We start from the raw sequence: 22,461 nt of genomic DNA, 5'->3' as shown, positions 1-22,461 counted from the left end.
CAGCGTTGCACAATCCGAAACCGGGCGCGAGGCCAGCGGAATGAGCGATCACACCCCACGCACGACGACGGCCTTGAGGCCCGCCACGCCGTCCCACCAGCCTTTCGAGTACCCCCTCAGGCGACCGTTCGTCGAGCCGGACTGGCGGCGCATCCCCGGGTACCGGGACACCACGCAGGCCGAGTGGGAGAGCGCCCTGTGGCAGCGCAAGAACACGGTCAAGAACCTGAAGGAGCTCGGCGAGGCCCTCGGGCCGCTGCTGCCCGAATCCCTGGCGGCGGGGATCGAGCGGGACCAGAAGGAGCGCGCCACGATGTCGCTCCTGGTGCCGCCGCAGATGCTCAACACGATGCAGGTCGAGGACCTGTGGAACGATCCCGTGCGCCGCTACATGCTCCCCGCGTTCGAGGACCGGGACCCGGACTGGCCCAGCCATCCGAAGTCGCAGCGCGACAGCCTGCACGAGGCCGACATGTGGGTGGTCGAGGGGCTGACGCACCGCTACCCGACGAAGGTCCTGGCGGAGCTCCTGTCCACCTGCCCGCAGTACTGCGGCCACTGCACGCGCATGGATCTCGTCGGCAACGACGTGCCTCAAGTGGAGAAGCACAAGTTCAGCATCCAGCAGAAGGACCGCTACACGCAGATTCTCGATCACCTGCGCAAGACGCCGCAGGTGCGCGACGTCGTGGTGTCGGGCGGCGACATCGCCAACCTGCCGATCTCCGTGCTCGAGAACTTCGTGTCGCGCCTCATGGACATCGACACCATCCGCGACATCCGCCTGGCGACCAAGGGGCTGATGGCCCTGCCGCAGCATTTCCTGCAGGACGACGTCCTGCGCGGTCTCGAGCGGCTGGCGAAAAAGGCGCGGGAGCGCGGCGTCGACCTCGCGGTGCACACGCACGTGAACCACGCCGAGTCGCTCACGCCCCTCGTGGCCAAGGCGGTCGTGCACCTGCTCGACATGGGGTTCCGCGACGTGCGCAACCAGGGGGTGCTGATGCGCGGCGTGAACGCCAGCGCCAAGGCGCTGCTGGATCTGTGCTTCACCCTGCTCGACCACGCGCGGATCATGCCGTACTACTTCTACATGTGCGACATGATCCCGAACAGCGAGCACTGGCGGCTGGCGGTGCACGAGGCCCAGCAGCTGCAGCACGACATCATGGGGTATCTCCCCGGCTTCGCCACGCCGCGCATCGTCTGCGACGTGCCGTTCGTCGGCAAGCGCTGGGTGCACCAGATCAAGGACTACGACCGCGAGAAGGGGATCACCTTCTGGACGAAGAACTACCGCACCGCCCTCGAGTCGGACGACGACGGCGCGCTCGCAAAGCGCCACGAGTACTACGACCCGATCTACACCCTGCCGGAGTCGGGCCAGGCCTATTGGCGCGCCTACCGTGCCCGCGCTTGAAGCGACCTCCGCCGTCCTGTGTTAGACTTCCGCTCCTGCAGGAAGCAACTGTTCGGGATGTGCGCCCATAGCTCAGCTGGATAGAGCGTCGGACTACGAATCCGAAGGTCGCAAGTTCGAGTCTTGCTGGGCGCACCACCCCGCCTCGTGCAGCGTTCTCCTGATCTAAGGAGCGTCTCCGTCGGTGCGGGGCGATTGGCGGAACAGCAGGCGGGGTTCCGCGTGGATCTCCAGGACCGTGTCGAGGCAGACCGCGCCGACCACGGACATCCTGATGTCGATGCGCGGGGTGCCGCCGCCCAGGACCAGACCGCTGTCGAAGTGGGCCGGAGCCTCCTTGTCCACCTTCAGGATCATGTTCATCCTCTGCTGCACCGCGAACTCGCCGCCATAGAGATACATGCCCGCACCGCGCACCGGGAAGCCGGCGGACGAGCCGGTCGCCGTGGGGTCCTGGACGCGCCAGCGCGCGTTGATCACGGCGAACCTGTTGAAAAGCGGCGTCGGCGACAGCGGCACGAGGGCGAAGGCCCCGGTCATCGGGAGCTTCTGGCCGACGGCGCAGTCGCAGGCGTTGAAGCACCCTCTCTGGAAGGTGCTTCCGGCGAGCAGCCGGTAGGGAATGATCTGGTCGATCGGCACCGGCGAGGTGGCGACGTGGAAGACCGTGTCGAAGCAGGTCATGCCGTTGATCGAGATCGTCACGTCGATGGCGGGATAGGGAGCCCTCACCCCGACCAGACCGCTGTCGAAGCGCTGCACCGCGTCGTCCCCCACCTTCAGGTCGAGCGTCAGCTCCTGCTGCAGCGCGACCTCGCCGCCCACCTTGTAGGTGCCGGAGCCGGTGACGAAGGTATCGGTGCCGTTGATCGACACGATCCAGTTGATATCGGTCACCTTGAACGTGTTGTACAGGCCGTCGAACCCGGCCGGCGTCAGGACCAGCGTCCCCACCGCCTCCGTGCTGATCAGCACCGGGCAGGCACAGGGGCCGAAGCATCCCTGCTCGTAGTTGCTCCCTTTGTCGAGGCGGTAGAGGACCGGCAGCGTATTGGTCGCGGTCTGGGCGGCGGCGGTGCCCGTCGCGGCGAGAAGAACGCAAACGACGACCGCCGGCAGCAGCGCGGTTCTGATCCTTGAGGTCGATCTCGGACTGGCGTGCCCGGATAGTCTCATGAACCCTCCTCGGTGGCCTGGCGGAGGCCACGCACTCTATCTGACTTCCCGAGGGCCGCTCGGGTTGAGTCTGCCAGTTCTAGTACTCCGTGGCGGCGGGTCTGTCAACAGCGAAAAGACCGAGAAAGCGGGTTGACACCCGATCCGCCGGGTGGGATAGGATGCCGGTCAGCGCATGAGCCAGGCTGACGCCCAGAAACGTGCCGACCGCATCCGCGCCTTCCGGGAAGAGCTCCGGACCCTCGAGGCGGAGGGAGTCCTCGCGCTGCCGGACGAGCAAAAACTGAGCCTCGCAAGGCACCACGACGAGACGCTGCGCCGGCTGTCGCAGGCGTTCGACATCGATACGACCGAAGCCCAGAAGCAGATGTCCTGGGGGATGCGCATCGCCTCGTTCCTGGGAGCGCTCGCCCTGTGCGCCTCGGTCTATCTCTTCTTCTATAGATTCTGGGGCCTGTTCGGCACAGCGGCGCAGGTCGCCCTGGTCCTGGCCGCCCCGCTCCTGGCCTTGATCGGAACGGAATTCGCCGCGCGCAAGGAGAGGACGCTCTACATCGCCGGAATCGTGGGGCTCGTGGCGTTCGGCTGCTTCGTGCTCGATCTCGTCGTCCTGGGCACGGTCTTCAACATCGCCCCGTCGCCGAGCGCCTTCCTGCCGTGGGCCGCCTTCGGCTTCATCCTGGCCTACACGTACGGCCTGCGGATCCTCCTGGCGGCGGGCATCCTGAGCCTGGCCGGCTGGCTGTCGGCCACGATGGGAACCTGGAGCGGCTGCTACTGGCTGTCCTTCGGCGAGCGCCCCGAAAACTTCTTCCCCGCGGCGCTGGTCCTCATCCTGATCCCTCTCGTGCCCCACCGGGCCTATCGCGATTTCCTGCCGATCTACCGGATCTTCGGACTCCTGGGCGTCTTCCTGCCGATCCTGGTGCTCGCGAACTGGGGAGAGATCAGCTACCTGAGAGTCCCCAACGCCCGCGTCGAGTCGCTGTATCAGATCGCCGGGTTCGCGGTCTCGGGCGTCGCCATCTGGCTGGGGATCAGGCAGCGCCTCCGCGAGGTGACGAACCTCGCCTGCACCTTCTTCGTCATCTACCTCTACACGAAGTTCTTCGACTGGTGGTGGGACTGGATGCCGAAGTATCTGTTCTTCTTCATCCTGGGGAGCATCGCGGTCGGGCTGCTCCTGCTTCTCAAGAGACTGCGGACGGTCAGCCTGAAGGGAGCGGCGTGAGACGCCTCGGTCCTCTCATCGCCTGCGCCCTCCTTCTGCTGACGAACGCGGTCGTGCTCGTGGGGGTCGCGTACAACCGTCGGGGGGAGCCGGAGGCGCGGCTGGTCCTCACCGAAAGGGAGCTGCGGCTCGGCTACGAGGAGAAGGAGAACACCGGTCTCTGGCTGCGGCTCGACGCCAGCGATGCCGATCGCTGGGCCGCCACGGGACCGGGATGGTTCGACCAGAGGAAGCTCGAGGAGATCGGGTTCGACTGCGCCGTCCCCCCGGCCGACCCGACGGCCGAGCTCTTCTACGAGAAGGCCCTCCCCAGGCGTCTGTACGCCGTTCTGGAATTCGACGGAGAGGCCTGGAAATCCTGGATCTCCCGGCGGGAGCAGGAGCTCCTGAACCCGGCGCCGGGCACCAGCGTGTCGCAGACGCTCGAGCAGCGCCAGAAGCAGCTGGAGTCGGAGCGCACGGGTCACTCGAGACTCTTCGTCGTGGACGTGGGGCTGGACCGCGTCGCGCTGCGGGGCCGTTACGCGGACCGATCCCGCTACATCGTCACCGGCGCGGTCGCCCGCCTGCAGCTCGGGAGGTCGTGGGACGAGAGCACGAAGACATGGAAGGGTGCGCGCCTGGAGGGGACCGTCTCGGAAATTCTCCCCTCGGAGATCCACGTTCCGCTCGACAGGAGAAGCGTGCTGGACGAGGTGAGGCAGGCGCAATTCAAGAACGAGAATCCGATCGGCTGGATCGACTACGGAGGGTACGCCGCCTACCTCCAGGGTCCGCCGCGCTACCGGGTCACCCTGAGCTACGGCCGCCGTCTCGAGCCCTGGATCGAAGACGTCCAGGCGCTCGCGACTCCCCCTGCCCCGGGCGGCTGAGCGCGCCGGGTCTCTAGCGCACCTCGTTCCTGCGGATCCAGCCGGGCCACTGGATGAAGCCCTCGTCCGAGAAAACGATGTCGCAGTCGTAGCCCTGCGTCGGCCCCACCTTGCCCAGCTCGTCGTACTTTCCATCGCTGGCGTAGGAGACCAGGATGTACCCCTTCCCTTCGCGATCGCTGTGGTACTGGAACGCGTGTCCCCAGGCGTCCTTCGTCTTCAGATTATCCAGGCTCCCGGCCGGGAGTTTCTTGGCCAGGCAGGTATCGAGCGCGGCGAAGTCGAAGCACACGGGGAAGCGCGGCCCCTGCTCCTGGGCCTGCTTCTTCGCGAAGCCGTCGAGGAGAGCACCGACAGCCTTGAGGTCGCGCATCGTGCGGGTCTGGTTTCCGTAGGCGAACGGCTCGCCCATGCCGAGCGCGTCGGCCTGCTGCTGGGTCAGCGACTCCCCCATCACGCCGGTCAGCATCAGCATCCGGATGAACGTCTTCGCGGTGGGGTCCGCGGCGATCTTGCTCGCCACGATCGCCTTGCCACGGTCCTGCAGGATGATCTTCGCCACCAGGTCGCCGGCGGCCGACTCGTCCTTCAGGATCCGATCGATGACGGCGGCCCGGTATTCGGGCGGCCCGACCAGGCGGTCGATCACCTCGGCGCGCGCGGCCGGATTGGCGGCGAGCGCTTCGATGACTTCCTTGCGGCGGGCAGGGTCCGCCGCCAGGTTCGCCGGTTTGCTGAAGCAGGCGGGCAGGAGAACGCTCAGCCCGACGAGGACTCCCAGGACTGCGGCTTGATTGCGGCTCATCATCTCCCTCCGGACGCTCCGAACCGGGATCAAATCTATGCCTCCATCATCGGAGATCAAGTCGGGGGAGGCCGTCGGCCGCCGCCCCCCCCTTCCCGGCCGCGGTCCGCCATGTGGACCGCGCTGCGGTCCGGACTCCGCCTTCGTCTGCTGCTCCGATGCACCGCTGCCGGATCGCCTGGAGCGGACGGCGGGGTTATCAGACAGTACAGTTCCGTCATTAGTTAGTAGGGCCGGTCCGGTCCCGATCACTGAATCGCCCCCTGAGGCCTCCTTGCACCGGCCGCCTGAGGGGCCGGGGGCGGATCGGCCCAAAAAGAACTCGAAATGGGGTCCCATGCTCCCGGCTCACCGCTTTTCCCGCTTGGCACACGGCAGATACAGTTCCCTTCCAGTCAAACTCCGCGTTTTCCGGAGCTGGGACCCGTTCCATTCCCGTGCGAGGTGACTCATGCTCGCAGCGCCAGAGTTCTCATCGCTCGTCGTGTCCCGCCCCGGCTCCCGCGCCGTCCTCTTCGCGAGGGGGCGAGGCCTGGTCGTGGCGGTCGCGTTCTACGGCTTCGGCCTGACGGCCCTCCTCCTCGCCCCGCTGCTGGTCATGGAGGTGATGGATCCGCCCAAGGCGAGCGTCGACCTGCGCGTCGTCTTCAAACCTCCCGGCGGCCACCACAAGATTCCGGCCGGGAACATTCGTCAAGGGACAGGCGGCGCCGGCAGCGAAGCGCGCCCCGGTGCGGCGACGAAGGCCAGCGCAAAGAAGGCCGCGCCCAGGCCGGCGGAAAGCCTGCTTCCCCCTCCCGAGCCGGAGAAGGCGGCAGTCGACGAACCGACGAACGGTTCGACGGGACCGGCTGGAGTGCCGGGCGATCCCGACGGCCACGGAGACAAGCCGAACGGTGGCCCGGGCGGTTCCTGTCTGGATTGTCCCGACGAGGGACCGTTTGGCCCCGGCGGCGGGCATGACGGACCCTACGTGCAGGGTACTCTGGGGCTGATCCCCCCGACACTCGTTCCCGGCAGCCGCGCCCTGCCGAAGTATCCCGACCTGGCGCGCAGGGCGGGGCTGCAGGGGACGGTCATCCTCCTCGCCGTCATCGAGAAGAACGGCACGGTGGGCGAGATCGAAGTCGTCAAGAGCCCCGACCAGCGCTGGGGCTTCGACCTGGCCGCGATCGACGCGGTGAAGCAGTGGCGCTACCAGCCGGCTCTCATGAACGGCGGTCCGGTTGCCGCCTACATCCAGGTGATGGTCGAGTTCACCCTGGCCCGCTGAAGGCCCCTTCTACCCTCCGCCTGAAATCCGACACGGTGCGTCGGTTCGTGTCGCTCGCAAACCTTTGCCGCAGGCGCTCTTGCCCGGATCTCATTTGTGCAACTCCCTTGACGGACCCGGGGCCGCGCACGAAATTCATCGGGTACGGCGCAGCGCGCGCAACCGGACGGGACACGGCGCCTGTCCTCAATTCGTGGTGGGAGGAAAGCATGCGATCCGGAATATTGAGAGGCACGCTGTTGACCCTGACCGTCCTGGCCTTCGGCGCCGCCATCGCGACCGCCGAGCAGCCCGACCAGAAGGGGCATCAGAACCGCGGGACGGCCGCCGCCAAGGCCGTCGCCCCTGGCCAGGTGAAGAAGTTCCACGTGACGGCGTACGATGGCAAGATCGCTCCCAGCACGCTGCGCGTGCAGCGGGGAGACAAGGTGCAGATCACGTTCGTGAGCAAGGACAGCACCTACTCCATCAAGTTCCCCGACTTCGAGATCAGCGACAAGGTCTCCCCGGAGAAGCCGGCGGTCGTCGTCCTGACGCCGACGACGGCCGGGACCTTCGAGTTCCGCTGCTCCAAGTCGGTGAGCTTCAAGCGCTGGAGCAAGAACGGCACGCTCGTGGTGAACTAGCCCGGCTGACGCCTGGGCTCCCCCGGCAACCACTCCGGGGGGAAGTGGACGGCGGCCCGTCGGGCCGCCGTTCTTTTTTGCTAGACTCCCGCGCGTGCGATCGAGCGACGAGACGTGGATGGACGCGGCGATCCGCCTGGCGCGCGCCGCGGGACGCAGGGGGGAGGTGCCGGTCGGGGCCGTGGTGGTCTCCGGAGGCCGCATCGTCGGCCGCGGCGCCAACCGGACCATCGGCGCGCACGACCCCACGGCGCACGCCGAGGTCGTCGCGCTCCGGCGCGCGGCCCGCGCCGCCCACAACTACCGGCTCACCGGCGCCACGCTGTACGTCACGCTCGAGCCCTGCCTGATGTGCCTCGGGGCGATGGTGCACGCGCGCGTCGGGCGGCTGGTGTTCGGGGCCCGCGACCCAAAAGTGGGAGGGACGTCGCTGCTGAGGCGGGCGCGGCGCGGGCTCAACCACCGCTTCGAGCTGCGCGGTGGTGTGCGCGCCGAGGCGGCCTCCGGGCTCCTGCGCGAGTTCTTCCGCCGCCGGCGCTCCGGCTAGGGAACGGACCGGACAGCGACTCCGACCCCCGCACCCCCAGCCTCCACGGCTTGCCGGCCCACCTCCCCGCGTAGTCCACGCCGATGCGCGGTCCCCGCACGACCTCCGCGTCCCGAATCTCGACTCCCGGCTCGATGTGGAGAGGTCCGGAGCCGCAGAGGTCCGCGCGATTCAGGGACAGGTCGATGCGCAGCGCGCGCGTCAGACGCCCCGGCCCGGCGGCCAGCAGGCGCGGGGCGGCGCGGCCGGGATCCATGGCGTCGACCCCTTCGACCGGCTCGAGCGCCCGGATGAGCACCGCCGCGGGATATCCGACCGGCCCGGTCACGACGTTCAGGCAGCGGTGCATGCCGTACACGAGATAGACGTACGCATGCCCCGCTTCGCCAAACATCACCTCCGTGCGCGGCGTCCGCCCCTTGGCGGCGTGGCACGCCAGGTCGCGCGGGCCGTCGTACGCCTCGACCTCGACGATGCGCCCCGCGAGCCGCGACGGCGCGCCGTGCCGATCCATGATCGTCCGCACGACGATCGTCCCGAGGAGATCGCGCGCGACCTCGTGGACCGGCCGGGCGTAGAAAGAGCGGGGCAGCGGCGCGAACGATGCGGGCGCGTCAGGCGCGCAGGCGCGGATCATGGTCGTCACGCCGCAGTTTACCGCAGACACTATTTCAGGCCGCGCCGCCGGGATCCTCCGCTAAGATTCGTGCTGCGGCGGAGCCTCCCTCCGCGCGACGGTCCGGGAGAGAGATGGCCATGACGTCGGGCGGCCCCCCCCTCGCAGCGCACGACGGCGAGCGCGTCGCTTACGCCAGGTACGTCCTCGCCCTCCTCACCTGCCTCAACCTCCTGGACTACCTCGATCGCTACATCATCGCCTCGGTCCAGACCCTGATCCGGAAGGACTTCCCGATCACCGACGCCGAGTACGGCCTCTTCGGCACCCTCTTCTTCCTGGTCTACCTGACGACGGCCCCGGTGTTCGGTCATCTCGGCGACCGTTACCCGCGCCGCCGGATCCTGGCGCTGGGCGCCGCGCTCTGGAGTCTCGCGACCGCCTGCTCCGCGTTCGCGCGCTCCTACGGCGTCCTTCTGCTGTCGCGCGGACTGGTCGGCATCGGCGAGGCCTCGTTCGGGACGCTGTCGCCGCCTTTTCTTGCCGACTTCTTCCCGGCACGCAAACGCGGCCGGGTGATGGCGACGTTCTTCCTGACCATCCCGGCGGGGGCGGCCCTCGCGTACCTCCTCGTGCCTCTCCTTGGCGCGGAGCGGGGCTGGAGGTTCTTCTTTCTCCTGGCGGGAATCCCCGGCCTCCTTCTGGCGGTCCCGATCCTGTTCCTGAGAGAGCCGGTCCGCGGGGCGATGGACGGGCCCGGCGCGCATGCACCCTCCGCGGACACTGCCGAGGCGGCAGCGGCCTTCTCCTACAGGGAGCGCATCGCACGGGTCGTGTCGACCTACCGGCGGCTGATCCGCGCGCGCTCCTATCTGTTCACGAACCTCGGCTACGCGGCGCTCACCTTCGCCATCGGTGGCATGGCGTTCTGGATGCCGCGCTACCTCGAGACGATCAAGGGGATCTCCCTCGAGGAGTCGAACCGCCTCACGGGCGGGATCGTCGCCGCGGCCGGGCTGCTCGGGACGCTGGTGGGGGGGTTTGCGGGGGATCTGCTGATGCGCCGGACGCGGCGCGCCTACATGCTGTTCTCGGGCCTCGGGGTCCTGATCGCCATTCCGTTCGCCTGGATCGCCATCGCCTCCCCCGATCGCCGGACCTTCTCGATCTGTTTCGCGGTCGCGATCTTCTTCCTGTTCCTGAACACGGGCCCCCTCAACGCCGTCATCATCAGCGTCAGCCCGGTGCGCCTGCGCTCGATGGCGGTGGCCGCGAACATCGTCATCATCCACATCCTGGGGGACGCCCCGTCCCCCTTTCTCATCGGCTGGGTGTCGGATCGATCGAGCCTGCAGCACGGCATCCTGCTCGCCGTCGCCGCGATGCTCGTCTCCGGCGTCCTGCTCCTCGCGGGCTCGCGCTATCTGCCGGACGACCTCGATCGGGCCGCGGCCGCCTGAAACCGCCGGCCTTTCCGCCGCGTGCCATCTGCCTGCGCACCGGGCGCCTGGCGTTCGGTTCGCGCCCGATGGTAGAGTTACCGGCGGAGAGGTACCGAAGTGGTCGCAACGGGCCCGCCTCGAAAGCGGGTTGGGGCCTAATCAGCCCCACGTGGGTTCGAATCCCACCCTCTCCGCCATTCACCCTGTCGGCGGGCCGTTCTGCAACAGCCTGGTCATGAGCAAACCGTCCCCGAAACCTGAACTGCGCGTCGTCTCCGACCTCGAAGAGCTGGAGCGGGCCGGAGCCGGCGAATTCGCTCGCCTGGCGCGGGGCGCGGGTCCGAAGCGACCGTTCACCGTCGCGCTCTCCGGCGGCGCCACGCCGCGGGGGGCGTACACGCGCGTCACGCAGGCCCCGTACCGCGACCTGGTTCCCTGGCCGGCGCTCCAGTTCTTCTGGGGGGACGAGCGTCACGTCCCGCCGGACCATCCCGACAGCAACTACCGGATGGCGCTGGAAACTCTGCTGTCGAAGGTGCCGGTGCCGCCCGGGAACGTGCACCGGATCCCGGCGGAGAGCCCGGACGCCGCGGCCGCGGCGAGCGCGTACGAGTCGACGCTGAAGTCGTATTTCGGGCTGAAGGAGGGACAGGCTCCGCGCTTCGACCTGATCCTCCTGGGTCTCGGGGCCGACGGCCACGTGGCGTCCCTCTTTCCGGGGAGCGAGGCGCTGCGTGAACCCAGGCGTCTCGTCACGGCCCCCTGGGTCGAGCCGATGCGGGCCCGCCGGATCACGCTCACTCCTCCCGTCATCCGGAATGCCGCGAGCGTCATGGTCCTGGTCAGCGGCGACGCCAAGGCGGAGGCGCTGCGGCGCGCGCTCGCCCCCGAGGGCAGCCTGGACGAGTGCCCGGCGCGGCTTCTCCAGGAGGCGCGCGGCCGCGTCGTCGTCATCGCCGATCGCGGAGCGGCGCATCTCGTCCGATGAGGCCAGCAGCGCCGCTTTTGCCCGGCAGGGCGGATGTGATAGTGTGCCTCGCCGATGCGACGCCCCAATACGGAATGGCGGCCGCCCCGTGCCACGCGCGAGGGGCATCGGGGGGCACGTCGATGACGGTCGAGCGTGTCCAGTCACGGTTCCCGGGCGGTATTCCGGCCGGAGCGCAGGGGCCCGACCTCGAGTTCTACCGCATCGCCGATCGCTACCTCGATGATTCGCTGCACGCCTATCCGACGCAGGCGACCCTCGCCGGCTACCACAAGTACGACTCGCTCCTGGAAGATCTGACGACCGCGGGGATCGGGGAGAAGCTGCGCCTGGCGACGAACTACCTGGCGGAGCTCCGGGCCGTCGCCCCGGAGCGTCTGTCCACGAGCGCCCGCATCGACTATCACCTGGTCCGCACCGACATCGAGGCGTCGATCTTCGCCCTCGAGGAGATCCGCCCGTATGAGCGCGATCCACAGAACTACATCGACCTGCTGGGCAACACCACGCTCTTCCTGACCCTGCAGGAGGCGGACTCCCCGCTGTGGCCGGAACGCCTCGAAGCCCTTCTCAAACGCATGGAGGCGATCCCGTCCCTCCTGCGGGCGGCGCAGGCGAACCTCAAGAACCCGGCGCGCGTCGTGACCGATCTGACGATCCACACCAGCGGCGGAAGCGTCGGCTTCTTCGAGACGGTCGCTCCCCCTCTGTTCGCGAAGGCCCCGAAGATCCGCCGGCATCTCGAGACGGAAACCGGAAAGGTCATCGCGGCGCTGAAGGAGTTCAAGGTCTGGCTCGAGAACGACCTCCTGCCGCGGTCGCTCGGAGACTGGAGGCTCGGCACGGACCTGTGGACGAAAAAGCTGCGGCACACGCTGCAGTCGTCCCTGACGCCCGAGGAGATCCTGCGACGGGCGCAGGCACAGCTCGAGACCGACAGGACGCACATGCTCGAGGTCGCCGCTCCCCTGCACGACCGCCTCCACCCGGGCCACCGTCACGCCGAGAAGGGGGACGCGCTGGTCAACACCATCGTCCGCGAGGTGCTCGACGAGGTGACCAAGCGGCACTCGACCCCGGACACGCTGTTCCGCGACACACGGCGCGCCGTCGACCGGATCAAGGCGTTCATCCGCGAGCGCGACCTCATCGGCCTCCCCCCGGACGACGACAACTTCGTGGTCGAGCCGACCCCCGGCTTCATGGACGGCGTCGCGGTGGCGTTCTTCAATCCGCCGCCGGTGCTCGAGCCCGACCTGAAAAAGTCGTTCTGGATCTCCTCCGTGCCCCGCGGCGAAACCGAATCCTTCCTGCGCGAGTACAACGACTACGCCCTGCAGGGGCTCACCATCCACGAGGCCTTCCCCGGCCACTACGTGCAGTACTGGCACGCCCTGCGCTCACCCATCGCCACGATCTACAAGAAGCTCTTCTCCTCCGGGACCTTCGCCGAAGGTTGGGCGGTCCTGGCCGAGAGGCTGATGTTCGAGAACGGTTACGCCTCGGACGAGCCGGAGAATCTCCTGGTCCATCTCAAGCAGACCCTGCGCGTGCCCCTCAACGCCATCCTCGACGCTCGCCTTCACACGACCGCGATGTCCGACGAGGCGGCGGATCGCTTCGCCATGGACCTGCTGCGCGGACCCGGGTTCCAGGAGGAGGCGGAGGCGCGGGGCAAGCTGCGCCGGGCCAAGGTGTCGTCCACGCAGCTCTCCACGTATTTCGTCGGCTACCTGGAGATGTCCGACCTGCTGCGCGAGGCGCGGAGGCGGGAGGGGGACCGGTTCCGCCTGCGCGCGTTCAACGAGCGCCTGCTGTCCTTCGGGACGATTCCGCCGCGCGACGCTCGGGCGCTCCTCGACCAGCCCTCGCATCCCGGTTAGGCGTCGTGCGGTACTTTCGTCTCCCTCCCGTCACCTCACGTCCACGAGAGCGACACGGAGAACTCCGATAGTGGCGGACATCGAGTCGGATCTCTCGCGGGGTCCGGCGCATCCGTCGCGGCGGCCTGCGACCAACGCCTTCCACACGGCCGCCCTTCCTCCCGGAAACAAATGGCGGGGACCCAACCTCCCCGCCTTTTTCTTGTCTCCACTGCGGTGCGAATCTCCGACTCCGGACGATCCGTCCTATCATGGTCCCGTGAGGTTTCGATGCTTTAAGGAGGTGAACCGATGCGCGCAGCGGTGATGACCGAAATCAGGAAACCGTGGACGATCAAGACGCTGCCCGACCCGAAGCCGCAGCCCGGGCAGGTGCTCGTGAGGATCAAGGCCAGCGGCATGTGCGGCACCGACCTGCACGTGCAGCACGGTGTCATGGCCGTTCCCCTCCCGATGGTCCTGGGACACGAGCCGGTCGGGACGATCGAGGAGGTCGGGGCGGGAGTCGCCGGCCTGCGCAGGGGGGACCGGGTCGGAGTGTCGTGGGCCCAGAGGGGGTGCGGGCGCTGCCACTTCTGCCAGGAGGATCGCGTGTCCTACTGCGCCGAGTACCAGTCGTGGGTCCAGATGGGCGGCGGCAACTCCGAGCTGATGCTGGCCTGGGCGACGGGCTGCACGCTCGTGCCGTCCGGCCTGAGCGACGAGGAGGCGGCGCCGATCTTCTGCGCCGGCTTCACGGTGATGAGCGGTCTGCGCAACGCTGCGCCGCGACCCGGCGACACGGTCGCGGTCCTCGGCGTCGGCGGGCTCGGCCACCTGGCTGTGCAATACGCCCGGGCGCTCGGGCTTCAGGTCATCGCGATCACCGGCAGCGCCGACAAGAAGGAGGAAGCCCGGAAGCTGGGCGCCGACGAGGTCATCGTAGCGTCCAAGAACGCGGGCCAGGCCCTGCTCGACGCCGGCGGGGCGGACGTGATCCTCGGCACCACCAACTCGGCGGCGCAGGCGACGCAGGCGCTGCGCGGCCTGCGGCCCGAAGGACGAATGGTCAACATGGGGCTCGTCGATGGACCGATCCAGGTGGATCCGCTTCACTTCCTGTCGCAGCAGGTCCGGCTGGTCGGCAGCAAGCAGAACCTGAGGCGCGACCTGGTCGAGGCGCTCGACCTCGCCGCCGCGGGGAAGGTGAAGCCGCGGCTCGAGGTCTATCCGCTCGATCGCATCAACGAGGCGCGCGAGCGTCTCGAGGCCGGCAAGGTCCGCTACCGGGCAGTCATCAAGCTCTGAGCCGGCCGCCGAGCGGCCCGAATCCCTCGGCTCGAAAGGCGGACTCCCTGCGCATCGCGGAGCTGTGGCGTTACCCGGTGAAGTCGATGGCGGGCGAGCCGCTCCAGCGCGCCGAGGTGCGCCGCGACGGCCTCGCCGGGGACCGCGTCGTGCACGTGCAGGACGCGCGCGGTCAGGTGATCACGGCGCGGACCCGTCCTCGCCTGCTCGGCCACCGCAGCATCCTCGGGCCGGATGGCGAGCCGCTCGTGGACGGACGTCCGTGGAGCTCCGCGGACGTGGCGCGCGACGTCGTCGCGGCGGCGGGCGCGGACGCCCGGCTGGTGCGCTACGACGGTGAGGAGCGCTTCGACGTCCTTCCCCTGCTGGTCGCGACCGACGGCGCCATCGAGGCGTTCGGATTCGACCGGCGGCGCCTGCGGCCGAACCTCCTGATCGAAGGGGTGCCGGGGCTCGCCGAGCGCGGCTGGGAGGGACGCACCCTGCGCGCCGGCACGGCCCTGATCGGACTGCACAGCCTGCGGGCCCGCTGTGTCATGACCACGTTCGATCCCGACACGCTGGAACAGGATGTCTCGGTGCTGAAGCGTATCCACCGCGAGTTCGACGGCCGGCTGGCCCTCAACGCCCTGGTGATCCGGGAGGGAGCCGTCTCCGTGGGGGACGAGGTGGAGCTTCTCGAAGCGGACCGCCAGGCTCGCGGACACGAGGCCGATCGATGACGCAACCGATCCACATCCCTGCGGGCGCGCGAGTGCGGCTGCGGGACTTCGACCCGGGCGATACCTCCCGGTGCGGCGACAAGGAGGAGGCGCAGGAGTCGGTCGCGAAACACGTCCGCCGCATGGTCGATCTGCAGCGGGTCCTGTTCGCCGAGGGGAAGCACGCTCTCCTGGTCGTCCTCCAGGCGATGGACGGAGGGGGCAAGGACGGCACGATCCGCCACGTCCTGTCGGGGCTGAACCCTCAGGGCTGCCGCGTGACCGGGTTCAAGGCCCCGACCTCCGAGGAGCTGTCGCACGATTTCCTCTGGCGCGTGCACAGAGAGGTCCCGCCGCTCGGCATGATCGGTGTCTTCAACCGGTCCCACTACGAGGACGTGCTGGCGGCGCGCGTCAGGAAGCTCGTGCCGCCGGCCGTGTGGCGCGACCGGTACGCGCACATCAACGCCTTCGAGAAGCTCCTGGCCGACAGCGGCGTGACCATCCTGAAGTTCTTCCTGCACATCTCGAAGCAGGAGCAGAAGGAACGTCTCGAGAAGCGTCTCGAGGATCCGCGCCGCGCCTGGAAGTTCGACCCGGTCGACTGGGAGAACCGGAAGCTCTGGAAGGACTACGTGGCCGCCTACGAGGAGGCGATGAGGCGCTGCAATACCTCGTGGGCGGCGTGGCACATCATCCCGGCCAACAAGAAGTGGTATCGGGACCTGCTGGTGTCCGAGCGCATCGTGCGGGCTCTCGAGGACATGCGCTTGAAATACCCCGCGCCCCGCGCCGAGGCGGGCAAGCGATGAATCCGACACGGCGCAGAAGGACCGGGAGCCGGTTCGCCGTCGTCGCTCTGGTCGCGGCCAACCTGGTCGTGGCGGTCGCCGCTTTCCACGGCCGCTGGGGATGGGCCGACGTGGTCCGCGTGTACTGGATCGAGACGATGATCATCGGCGTCGTCAACGTCCTGAAGATGTTCGTCTGGGCGCTGTTCCGGAAACCCTTGAACACTCTTACCGATCTGCGCGAGGCCGGCACGCGCCTGGCGCTGGTGATGGTCCTGGTCCCCTATTATTTGGCGGCATTCTTTTTTCTCGTCCTGGCCCTGGGTTTTGGAATCCACGGTGACGGGAAGGAGATCCCACGACTCATGCTGATCTTCGCGCTGAGCCATGGCGTGTCGTTCGTGTGGAACTACCTGGGCCACGCGGAGTTCCGGAGCGTGAGCTTTGTCGCCCTGCTGGTGCAGCCCTACGCGCGCCTGGCGCTGATGGCGGCGGTGTTCGCTCTGGGGTTTCTGCTCACGCGCCTCGTGCCGGGCGCCGGCCGCTCGACGGCCTTCTCGGTGTCGGTCGTCGTCTGCAAGCTGGCGGTCGACTTGGTCAGCCACATGTGGGAGCACGCCCGGGCACACATGTCCGAGGCCGACCTGCCACTCCCGCCGTCTCAAGCGCCTCCTCCTCCCGTCGTTGCCACGCGGGCCGATGCCTGATCTCGACCGGCCGCTCCGGCGCGCCGAGGAGCGCGGCGGCGCCGTCAGCCGCGGGTCTTCGCGAGACGCTCCACCTGCTCGAGGTAACGGGCCACGTCGTCGCGCGGCTTGATCTCCTGCGCCCTCTTCAAGAGGGGGACGGCGTCGCGATATTTCGACTGTCGGACGAGGATCTGCGCCCGCCGCACCTTCGCCTCGGCCTCGAACGCCTCCAGGCTCTCGGCCCGCTCGTAGTAGAACTGGGCCTGCTCGAGATCGTCGGCGCGGACGTAGTGCTGGCCCAGGAGCAGCAGGGCCTCCCCGTCGAGCGGATCGAGAGCGACGATCTCCTGCAGCACACCCAACGCCTCCCCGTCCATCCCCTCGGCGGACGCCAGTCTTGCCTTCTGACGCAGGAGGTCCTTGCGCGCCGCGGCGTCCAGCCGATCGCCGTAGATGCTCGTGGTGCGATCGAGGAGCGCGCGCGCCTGGGCGTTCGCCCCTCTCTGCGAAAGGATCGCGATCCAGCGCAGCGGGCGGCCCGGATCCTGCTGCGGGTCGGCATCCAGGGCGGCGCTGTACGCCGAGGCGGCGAGGTCCCAGAGTCCTTCGTTCACGTAGATGTCGCCGAGGGTCGAAAGGCTGCCGACGGTCCCCTTCCCCATCCGGCGCAGGATCTCGTAGTTCTCGGCCGCCTTGAGCGGCTGCCCTAGACCGACGTAGGCCCCCGCCTGGAGAAGCCACAGGTCGGTCCGTCCCGGATCGCGCTCCAGGAGCTCGCCGCACAGCGCCGCCGCTTCTCCGTGCTTCTGCTGCTTCAGCAGCGTCTGGGCGAGGCCGACCTTCCAGTCGAGGAGGTCCGGCTGCAGGAGGACGGCGCTGCGGTAGGCGGATTCGGCCGACAGGGACTGACCCATCGCCGCGTAGGCGTACCCGAGAAGCCCGTAGGTCAGCCCCTCCCCGCCCCCCAGCTCGATGACGCGCGACAGGGAGCGCGCGGCGTCCTCGTACTGGCCGAGGCGGACCTGGATGAGGCCGAGATTGCGCAGGGCCCGGCGGAAGTTCGGGAACTTCGAGACAGCGACGCGGTAATGCGCCTCCGCGTCCTCGGGCCGGTCCTTCTGGAAGGCCAGGTTCCCCAGGGTGAAATCGAACACGGCGCTGGCGTTCGGCTTGGCGAGCCCCTGCAGCTTTCGGGCGGCGGCATCGGGGTCGGTGTCCATGAGCGGCAGGAGCTTCTGCATCTGCTGCAGCTCGATCTGCGTCAGCTTCGGCTCGAGCTCCGACTGCACGCCATACGATCCGAGGAACGCCTTCTGGAAGGCGGGATCCTTCCAGAGATCGGGGGACGGGTCGTCCGAGGCCCGCGCCGGCCCCGGCCACAGGGCCAGAGCGGCGAGCGCCAGAACGGCGCGCAGAACGCGGCGGGACGTGGTGTCGCTGTTCGGCATCGTCAATCAACCCGCACGGAAGGTGATCGGCACGCGCATCTTGAACTGCACTTTGTGTCCCTGGCGCGTGCCGGGCTCGAAGCGCCAGCGACGGACCGCCTCCAGGGCCGGTCTCTCGAAGCCCGGATCGGTCGATTTCTCGACGGTCGGGTTGACCACGCGCCCCTCGGTGTCCACCAGGAAGACCAGGGTCACCGTCCCCTCGACCCGGCGCCTCCTGAGTTCGGCGGGATACATCGGGGCGTTCTGGGCGACGGCCTGCGGGCGCTGATCGAGGTCGGCGACTGCGGCGATCTCCTCGAGGCTCGGACCTCCCGGCCCCCCCGCCGCCCCGATCCGGCCGCCGGACGCAAGACTGAACCCCTGGCCGAACGACATCCCCCCCTCGCCGGGATTGAGGGCCCCTTCGAGGTCGTTCAGGCTCAGGGCATCGAGCGCGGGGCCGGCGGCCTCCGCATCGAGATTGGCCAGATTCCGGGTGTCCGGCATCGGCTCGGCCGTAACGGAGATCTCCGGAGGCCGGTCCTCGTCCTGGCGCTCGTCGGTCTTCACCTTCTCCTCGTCCTTCTTGTCGGCCTTGTCCGTCTTGTCCGGATCGGCCTCGTCGATCAGCGCCACGTCCTTCCGCACCTCCGCCCCTTCGGGCCTGCGGGGCAGGACGAGCCCGCCGAACAGGAGGATTCCCGCGTGCAGCAGGAGCGCACCGACGACGGCCGCGATCTGGAAGCGGCTCATTTCTTCTGCGTGGAGATGCCGACCTTCTGGATGCCGATCTTGCGGGCCTCGTCGAGCACCGCCACCACCACCTTGAAATTGGCGTCGGCGGCCCCGCTCACGACGACCTTGGGGTCCTTGCTCGAGGCCTTGAAGGTCTGCAGCTTGAACGGGAGCTGGGCCAGCGTGATCTTCTCCTTGTTGAAGAAGACCTGGGCGTCCTCGGTCACCGTCAGGGTCACGGAATCGTCGCGCGACGGCTGTTTCTCCGCGGTGCTGGCCGAGGGCAGGGCGACCTGCATGCCGGTGTTCCGCGTCATCGACAGCGACACCATGATGAACGTGGCCAGCAGAAAGAACATCACGTCGATGAGCGGGATGATCTCGATGCGCGCCTTGCGGCGGCGCGGGGCGCGAACGGTCGTCATGCGTCACCTCGGGCCCGGGCCAGCGTCTCGGCGCTGGTTCGCCAGCCGGGCGGAATGCCGTCGGCCAGGTCGGGGGCGGCGGCTCGCGACATCCTGGCGCCGCGCAGCCTCATCTCGGCGTCCAGGATCGGCTTCATGAGCAGCTCCAGGTGGGTGGCCGCGTCCCCCAGCTCGTTCCGGGCCTCCTCGCTGCGCGTGTGCAGATAGTTCATCGGGATGAGCGTGGTGATGGCGATCCCGAGACCGAAGGCGGTGGCGATGAGGGCCTCGGCGATGCCGCCCGTGATCTGGGCCGGCGCTCCCAGCTCTCCGCCCCCCAGCATGCCGAACGAGTTCATGATGCCGGTGACCGTCCCCAGAAGCCCCAGCATCGGGGCCATCGTGACGATCGTGTCGAGGATCGGAATGGCGCGCTCGAACCGGACCGTCTCCTGGTTGGTCGCGCGCATCAGGGCGTCGGAGAACGACTTCTGCCGGTGCGCCAGGGCATAGGTGAGAGAGCGCGCGACGTAATCGCGCGACCCCTCTCCCGCGCGCAGGGCCCCGTCCGCGTCTCCCGACTCCAGGCGGGACATGATCTCGGCCACGGTGTCCGGGTCCCGGCGCCGTCTCTCGCGCGCCAGGAAGAACAGGCGCTCCAGGATCACCGACATCGCCAGGATCGAGACGCACAGGAGCGGCCACATGATCGGCCCCCCCTTCTTGAAGTAGCCTACGAGGCTGCCGCGGTTGATCAGCTCCTGAAGCGCGCCGCCGCGCGAGGCGTCGAACGGGAAGAGCCCCTTGCCGGCCGCCGCCACCTGCGCGACCTCCGCGTTCCCGGCTTCGTCCAGGGGCCGCACCGCCACCGAATCCGATCCGGCCTGCGGCAGGGCGATCCCCGCCACGCCGTCGGCGGCGGCGAACAATGACACCGGGCCGATGAGGGCGAACGTCCCCGGTCTCACCGTCCCGCCCGGATCGACCGCCTGCCCCGGGAAGAGTGTTCCTCCGAGGAGGTCGTTCAGCCGGGCGACCGATGCATTCAAGAGCCCGACCTGCCGGGCGCAACGCTCGCGCGGAGTCAGGTCCCGCTCCTGCGGCGCCTGCCGGGCGGCCTCGAGGTCCGCCGCGACTCTCGGCCGCTCCCCCACGTGCAGGACCGTGTCGAACCCGCGCGCGTACTCGTCAAGAAGATTGCCGACGTACGCCGCCTCCTCCTGCCGCAGCTTGATCGCCTGCCCGAGATTTTCGTATTCCAGGCGCGCCCCGTCCTGGCGGCGGGAGACCTCGTCGTACGTCCGTTTTTCGTCCGCCAGGCGCCCCTCCGCCTCCGCCAGCTCCTTCGTGAGCGGCACGGTCTCGGACCGGATGGACTCGCGCAGATCGGCGAGCGCCTTGACGCTGCGATCGAGATCCTGCCGCGCCGCCCGCGCGGCGTCCCCCAGCGGGGCGGCCGGCGAGTCCTGGGCCTGTGCCGGCGTGAACAGCGCCGCGATCAGGAGTGCTGTGCCCGGAGCGAAGAACGCGCGTGGGGTCATTGGATGCTCACCGGAAGAGAGACGAGCTTTGGTTTGGATTTCGCCTGGAGGATCTCGACCACCTGCGCGACGTCCGGCGCGATACGATGATCGATCTCCCACGTCCAGCCGTCCGGTCCCGGCCGGCCGACCCCCGCCTCCCCCTTCGCGCTGACGAAGTAGGCCTGCCTCGTTTTCTCGTCCAGAGAGCGAGTGTCGGCGGAAGACGAGCCGGATGTCTATGAGACCTTGGTCCTATGCGCAAAGTTGGGAGGGAAAGTGGCTAGCCTCGCTTTGACTTCCCCGCCGGTCAGGAGTAAAAAGTTGAGTCACCGCGATTCTGACTGTCCGCCGGGGCACGAGAGTTCGGCGTGTGGTTCGCTCGCGCGGGTCTTGAGCCCGCGCTCCCAGGCCGCGGGTGACGCGGCGCGACCGGCTATCCACCGGTCAGGAGGATTATCGTGGCGCCATCGAGTACCGGGAAAGCGCCCGGGACGACGTGAAGATGGGGAAAGTCACGTTCTTCCCCCAGAGCGTCAAGCTCAAACGCGGTGAGACGGTGTCGCGAGCGCACCGCGATCGCGTCAACAAGAAGGTGATGAAAGACCCGCGCCGGGTCGACCTCTGAACGTGGAATCCTCGCGACGGGGGACGACAGGGGTCAATTCCCTTCGAACAGAGATCTGGCTGGCCGCCGGAGTGAGAACACCCTTCGCAAAAGTGGACGGTGCGCTCGCCAAGCTCGACGCGATCGCCCTCTCCGTGCCCGTCGTGCGGGCCATGATTGACAGCCTGCGCGGACCTGAGCCGGAATTTGCCGTGTGGGGAGCCGTCATTCCGAATCTTGCCTGGAGCAATATCGCCCGCGAAGTCCTCATGGATGCGGGCGTCAGTCCGGAGATCTCGGCTTTCTCCACGATCATGGCGTGCGCGACCAGCATGATCGGAGCGATCCAGGCGGCGGGAATGATCGACGGCATCGACCGCCATCTCGCGCTCGTCGGCGGCGCGGAGAGCATGAGCCGCGTCCAGCTGGGCCTGGGCCAATCCCTCTCCGATTGGGTCCGGCAATTTCAGCACGCGCGGTCTCTCGGGCAGAAGGCCTCGCATCTGGCGGACCTGAGACTGGGCGATATCCGGCTCTATATTCCGTCCGTGACCAATCGCACGACCGGGAAGAGCATGGGCGAGCACACGGAGATCACCGCGAAGGAGTGGGACATACCGCGTGAAGAACAGGATCGGGTCGCGCTCGAGAGTCACCGGCATGCCGTGGCCGCGTGGGAGCGCGGCTTCTTCGACGATCTGGTCATCCCTGTCGGCGGCCTGCGCCGTGATTCAATCCCCCGTGCAGACACCTCGCTCGAAAAGCTGGCGCGCCTGACTCCGTCGTTCGACCGAACCACAGGCCGAGGCACGCTCACCGCGGGCAACTCCTCCCCCTTGACGGACGGCGCCGCCGGTCTCTGGGTTGCCTCGCCGGCCGGTCTGGAGAGGCTGCCTGCCGGCAGCCCCGCGGCCAGGTTGATCGACTGGGAGATCGCGTCGATCGATTTCCGCACCGAGGGACTGCTCATGGCGCCGGCCTTCGCAATCCCGCGTCTGCTGGCCCGCCACGGGCTGGGCTACGCCGACATCGATTTGTGGGAGATCCACGAAGCGTTCGCGGCCCAGGTCCTCTTCCACATCAAGGCGCTCGAGAGCGTGGACTTCGTGCGCGACAAGGCCGGTGTCGATGCCGACCTGGGCAAGTTCCCGCGCGAACGGGTGAATCCGAACGGCGGCAGTGTCGCGCTCGGCCACCCGTTCGGTGCGACGGGAGCGCGAATCCTGAGTCAGGCGGTGAAAGAGTTGTCCAACGTCCGACCGGGTCGCTACGGCATCGTCAGCATCTGCACGGATGGCGGCCAGGGTGGGGTCGTGCTTCTGGAATCCGCTGTGCGACCGGGCTGAAGCCCGGGAACGGCTCCCACAGGCGGATCTCCACCTCCCCCGCCGCTAGCGCCACGAGGATGATCCGTACGA

21 protein-coding genes, 2 tRNA genes and 1 pseudogene are annotated in these 22,461 nt (G+C 68.4%); 17 read left to right on the top strand and 7 right to left on the bottom strand.

Annotated elements, in window-relative coordinates:
• Positions 1-40 precede the first annotated feature (40 nt).
• Together VEW47_10500 and VEW47_10495 are read left to right on the top strand one after the other, a co-directional pair.
• Entirely contained in the window at positions 41-1,420 is a 1,380-nt protein-coding gene (locus tag VEW47_10500) for a lysine 2,3-aminomutase (GenBank protein ID HYS05608.1), read from the top strand.
• 61 nt (positions 1,421-1,481) lie between these two features.
• Positions 1,482-1,558 (top strand) — tRNA-Arg (locus tag VEW47_10495).
• 27 nt (positions 1,559-1,585) lie between these two features.
• Here VEW47_10495 and VEW47_10490 read toward each other — a convergent pair.
• Entirely contained in the window at positions 1,586-2,596 is a 1,011-nt protein-coding gene (locus VEW47_10490; GenBank protein ID HYS05607.1) for a hypothetical protein, read from the bottom strand.
• A 175-nt stretch (positions 2,597-2,771) separates the two neighbouring features.
• Here VEW47_10490 and VEW47_10485 point away from each other — a divergent pair, with 175 nt between their 5' ends.
• A complete protein-coding gene (locus VEW47_10485) occupies positions 2,772-3,827 on the top strand; it encodes a DUF2157 domain-containing protein (protein HYS05606.1) in 1,056 nt (351 codons plus the stop codon).
• The gene (locus VEW47_10480; GenBank protein ID HYS05605.1) at positions 3,824-4,699 is read left to right on the top strand and encodes a DUF4824 family protein; all 876 of its coding nucleotides are present in this window, start codon (positions 3,824-3,826) and stop codon (positions 4,697-4,699) included. Before VEW47_10485 ends, VEW47_10480 begins: the two co-directional genes overlap by 4 nt.
• 13 nt (positions 4,700-4,712) lie before the next feature.
• Here the strand turns inward: VEW47_10480 and VEW47_10475 are convergent, their stop codons facing one another.
• Positions 4,713-5,504: a hypothetical protein gene (locus VEW47_10475; GenBank protein ID HYS05604.1), complete on the bottom strand. Its 792-nt coding sequence runs from the start codon at positions 5,502-5,504 to the stop codon at positions 4,713-4,715.
• 451 nt (positions 5,505-5,955) lie between these two features.
• On the opposite strand from VEW47_10475, the gene VEW47_10470 reads away from it, so the two are divergent.
• The 3 genes from VEW47_10470 to tadA all read left to right on the top strand — a co-directional run bounded on the left by VEW47_10470 (position 5,956) and on the right by tadA (position 7,950).
• A complete protein-coding gene (locus tag VEW47_10470) occupies positions 5,956-6,777 on the top strand; it encodes an energy transducer TonB (GenBank protein ID HYS05603.1) in 822 nt (273 codons plus the stop codon).
• A gap of 209 nt (positions 6,778-6,986) precedes the next feature.
• Positions 6,987-7,403: a cupredoxin domain-containing protein gene (locus tag VEW47_10465; GenBank protein ID HYS05602.1), complete on the top strand. Its 417-nt coding sequence runs from the start codon at positions 6,987-6,989 to the stop codon at positions 7,401-7,403.
• Between the two features lie 118 nt (positions 7,404-7,521).
• Positions 7,522-7,950 (top strand): tRNA adenosine(34) deaminase TadA, encoded by a 429-nt coding sequence (gene tadA / locus VEW47_10460; GenBank protein ID HYS05601.1) that lies wholly within the window; start codon positions 7,522-7,524, stop codon positions 7,948-7,950.
• Here the strand turns inward: tadA and VEW47_10455 are convergent.
• Entirely contained in the window at positions 7,859-8,587 is a 729-nt protein-coding gene (locus VEW47_10455) for a DNA-3-methyladenine glycosylase (GenBank protein HYS05600.1), read from the bottom strand. The two genes, tadA and VEW47_10455, sit on opposite strands and share 92 nt — an antisense overlap.
• A 113-nt stretch (positions 8,588-8,700) precedes the next feature.
• On the opposite strand from VEW47_10455, the gene VEW47_10450 reads away from it, so the two are divergent.
• From VEW47_10450 to VEW47_10415, 8 genes are all read left to right on the top strand, one after another.
• Positions 8,701-10,026: an MFS transporter gene (locus tag VEW47_10450; GenBank protein ID HYS05599.1), complete on the top strand. Its 1,326-nt coding sequence runs from the start codon at positions 8,701-8,703 to the stop codon at positions 10,024-10,026.
• Positions 10,027-10,111: 85 nt separating this feature from the next.
• Positions 10,112-10,205: transfer RNA gene (locus VEW47_10445), tRNA-Ser, on the top strand.
• Entirely contained in the window at positions 10,178-10,996 is an 819-nt protein-coding gene (pgl, locus tag VEW47_10440) for a 6-phosphogluconolactonase (protein HYS05598.1), read from the top strand. Before VEW47_10445 ends, pgl begins: the two co-directional genes overlap by 28 nt.
• Before the next feature lie 122 nt (positions 10,997-11,118).
• Positions 11,119-12,879: a DUF885 domain-containing protein gene (locus VEW47_10435; GenBank protein HYS05597.1), complete on the top strand. Its 1,761-nt coding sequence runs from the start codon at positions 11,119-11,121 to the stop codon at positions 12,877-12,879.
• A gap of 291 nt (positions 12,880-13,170) precedes the next feature.
• Positions 13,171-14,166, top strand: coding sequence for an alcohol dehydrogenase catalytic domain-containing protein (locus tag VEW47_10430; GenBank protein ID HYS05596.1), 996 nt, complete (start codon positions 13,171-13,173; stop codon positions 14,164-14,166).
• The gene (locus tag VEW47_10425) at positions 14,163-14,888 is read left to right on the top strand and encodes an MOSC N-terminal beta barrel domain-containing protein (protein HYS05595.1); all 726 of its coding nucleotides are present in this window, start codon (positions 14,163-14,165) and stop codon (positions 14,886-14,888) included. The genes VEW47_10430 and VEW47_10425 overlap by 4 nt, the downstream gene beginning before the upstream one ends.
• Positions 14,885-15,679: a polyphosphate kinase 2 family protein gene (locus tag VEW47_10420; GenBank protein HYS05594.1), complete on the top strand. Its 795-nt coding sequence runs from the start codon at positions 14,885-14,887 to the stop codon at positions 15,677-15,679. Before VEW47_10425 ends, VEW47_10420 begins: the two co-directional genes overlap by 4 nt.
• Positions 15,676-16,365: a DUF6498-containing protein gene (locus VEW47_10415; GenBank protein ID HYS05593.1), complete on the top strand. Its 690-nt coding sequence runs from the start codon at positions 15,676-15,678 to the stop codon at positions 16,363-16,365. The genes VEW47_10420 and VEW47_10415 overlap by 4 nt, the downstream gene beginning before the upstream one ends.
• Before the next feature lie 44 nt (positions 16,366-16,409).
• Here VEW47_10415 and VEW47_10410 read toward each other — a convergent pair whose 3' ends face one another.
• From VEW47_10410 to VEW47_10395, 4 genes are read right to left on the bottom strand one after another with little or no spacing between them, the layout of a single operon-like run.
• A complete protein-coding gene (locus VEW47_10410) occupies positions 16,410-17,795 on the bottom strand; it encodes a tetratricopeptide repeat protein (GenBank protein ID HYS05592.1) in 1,386 nt (461 codons plus the stop codon).
• A 6-nt stretch (positions 17,796-17,801) separates the two neighbouring features.
• Positions 17,802-18,530: an energy transducer TonB gene (locus VEW47_10405; GenBank protein HYS05591.1), complete on the bottom strand. Its 729-nt coding sequence runs from the start codon at positions 18,528-18,530 to the stop codon at positions 17,802-17,804.
• Positions 18,527-18,937, bottom strand: a complete 411-nt coding sequence (locus VEW47_10400) for a biopolymer transporter ExbD (protein ID HYS05590.1) — start codon at positions 18,935-18,937, stop codon at positions 18,527-18,529. The genes VEW47_10405 and VEW47_10400 overlap by 4 nt, the downstream gene beginning before the upstream one ends.
• Complete coding sequence (locus tag VEW47_10395; protein HYS05589.1) at positions 18,934-20,457, bottom strand: MotA/TolQ/ExbB proton channel family protein; 1,524 nt, start codon at positions 20,455-20,457, stop codon at positions 18,934-18,936. The genes VEW47_10400 and VEW47_10395 overlap by 4 nt, the downstream gene beginning before the upstream one ends.
• Positions 20,458-20,854: 397 nt before the next feature.
• On the opposite strand from VEW47_10395, the pseudogene VEW47_10390 reads away from it, so the two are divergent.
• Positions 20,855-21,049: pseudogene (locus VEW47_10390) on the top strand (DUF1428 family protein).
• Between the two features lie 86 nt (positions 21,050-21,135).
• Positions 21,136-22,389 (top strand): acetyl-CoA C-acyltransferase, encoded by a 1,254-nt coding sequence (locus VEW47_10385; protein HYS05588.1) that lies wholly within the window; start codon positions 21,136-21,138, stop codon positions 22,387-22,389.
• Positions 22,390-22,461 lie beyond the last annotated feature (72 nt).

It is taken from the genome of Candidatus Dormiibacterota bacterium (genome assembly GCA_035635555.1).
In the GTDB taxonomy this organism is placed as follows: domain Bacteria; phylum Acidobacteriota; class Polarisedimenticolia; order Gp22-AA2; family Gp22-AA2; genus Gp22-AA3.
The sequence above is the reverse complement of the archived record's forward strand: the minus strand, read 5'-3'. Positions and strand labels throughout refer to the sequence as shown.

Coding starts and splice junctions, on each gene's coding strand:
- VEW47_10430 (HYS05596.1), top strand. CDS start 13,171: ATGCGCGCAGCGGTGATGACCGAAATCAGGAAACCGTGGACGATCAAG.
- VEW47_10405 (HYS05591.1), bottom strand. CDS start 18,530: ATGAGCCGCTTCCAGATCGCGGCCGTCGTCGGTGCGCTCCTGCTGCAC.
- VEW47_10475 (HYS05604.1), bottom strand. CDS start 5,504: ATGAGCCGCAATCAAGCCGCAGTCCTGGGAGTCCTCGTCGGGCTGAGC.
- VEW47_10490 (HYS05607.1), bottom strand. CDS start 2,596: ATGAGACTATCCGGGCACGCCAGTCCGAGATCGACCTCAAGGATCAGA.
- VEW47_10395 (HYS05589.1), bottom strand. CDS start 20,457: ATGACCCCACGCGCGTTCTTCGCTCCGGGCACAGCACTCCTGATCGCG.
- VEW47_10400 (HYS05590.1), bottom strand. CDS start 18,937: ATGACGACCGTTCGCGCCCCGCGCCGCCGCAAGGCGCGCATCGAGATC.
- VEW47_10455 (HYS05600.1), bottom strand. CDS start 8,587: ATGATCCGCGCCTGCGCGCCTGACGCGCCCGCATCGTTCGCGCCGCTG.
- VEW47_10500 (HYS05608.1), top strand. CDS start 41: ATGAGCGATCACACCCCACGCACGACGACGGCCTTGAGGCCCGCCACG.
- VEW47_10420 (HYS05594.1), top strand. CDS start 14,885: ATGACGCAACCGATCCACATCCCTGCGGGCGCGCGAGTGCGGCTGCGG.
- VEW47_10435 (HYS05597.1), top strand. CDS start 11,119: ATGACGGTCGAGCGTGTCCAGTCACGGTTCCCGGGCGGTATTCCGGCC.
- VEW47_10485 (HYS05606.1), top strand. CDS start 2,772: ATGAGCCAGGCTGACGCCCAGAAACGTGCCGACCGCATCCGCGCCTTC.
- VEW47_10470 (HYS05603.1), top strand. CDS start 5,956: ATGCTCGCAGCGCCAGAGTTCTCATCGCTCGTCGTGTCCCGCCCCGGC.
- tadA (HYS05601.1), top strand. CDS start 7,522: ATGGACGCGGCGATCCGCCTGGCGCGCGCCGCGGGACGCAGGGGGGAG.
- VEW47_10410 (HYS05592.1), bottom strand. CDS start 17,795: ATGCCGAACAGCGACACCACGTCCCGCCGCGTTCTGCGCGCCGTTCTG.
- VEW47_10465 (HYS05602.1), top strand. CDS start 6,987: ATGCGATCCGGAATATTGAGAGGCACGCTGTTGACCCTGACCGTCCTG.
- VEW47_10415 (HYS05593.1), top strand. CDS start 15,676: ATGAATCCGACACGGCGCAGAAGGACCGGGAGCCGGTTCGCCGTCGTC.
- VEW47_10450 (HYS05599.1), top strand. CDS start 8,701: ATGGCCATGACGTCGGGCGGCCCCCCCCTCGCAGCGCACGACGGCGAG.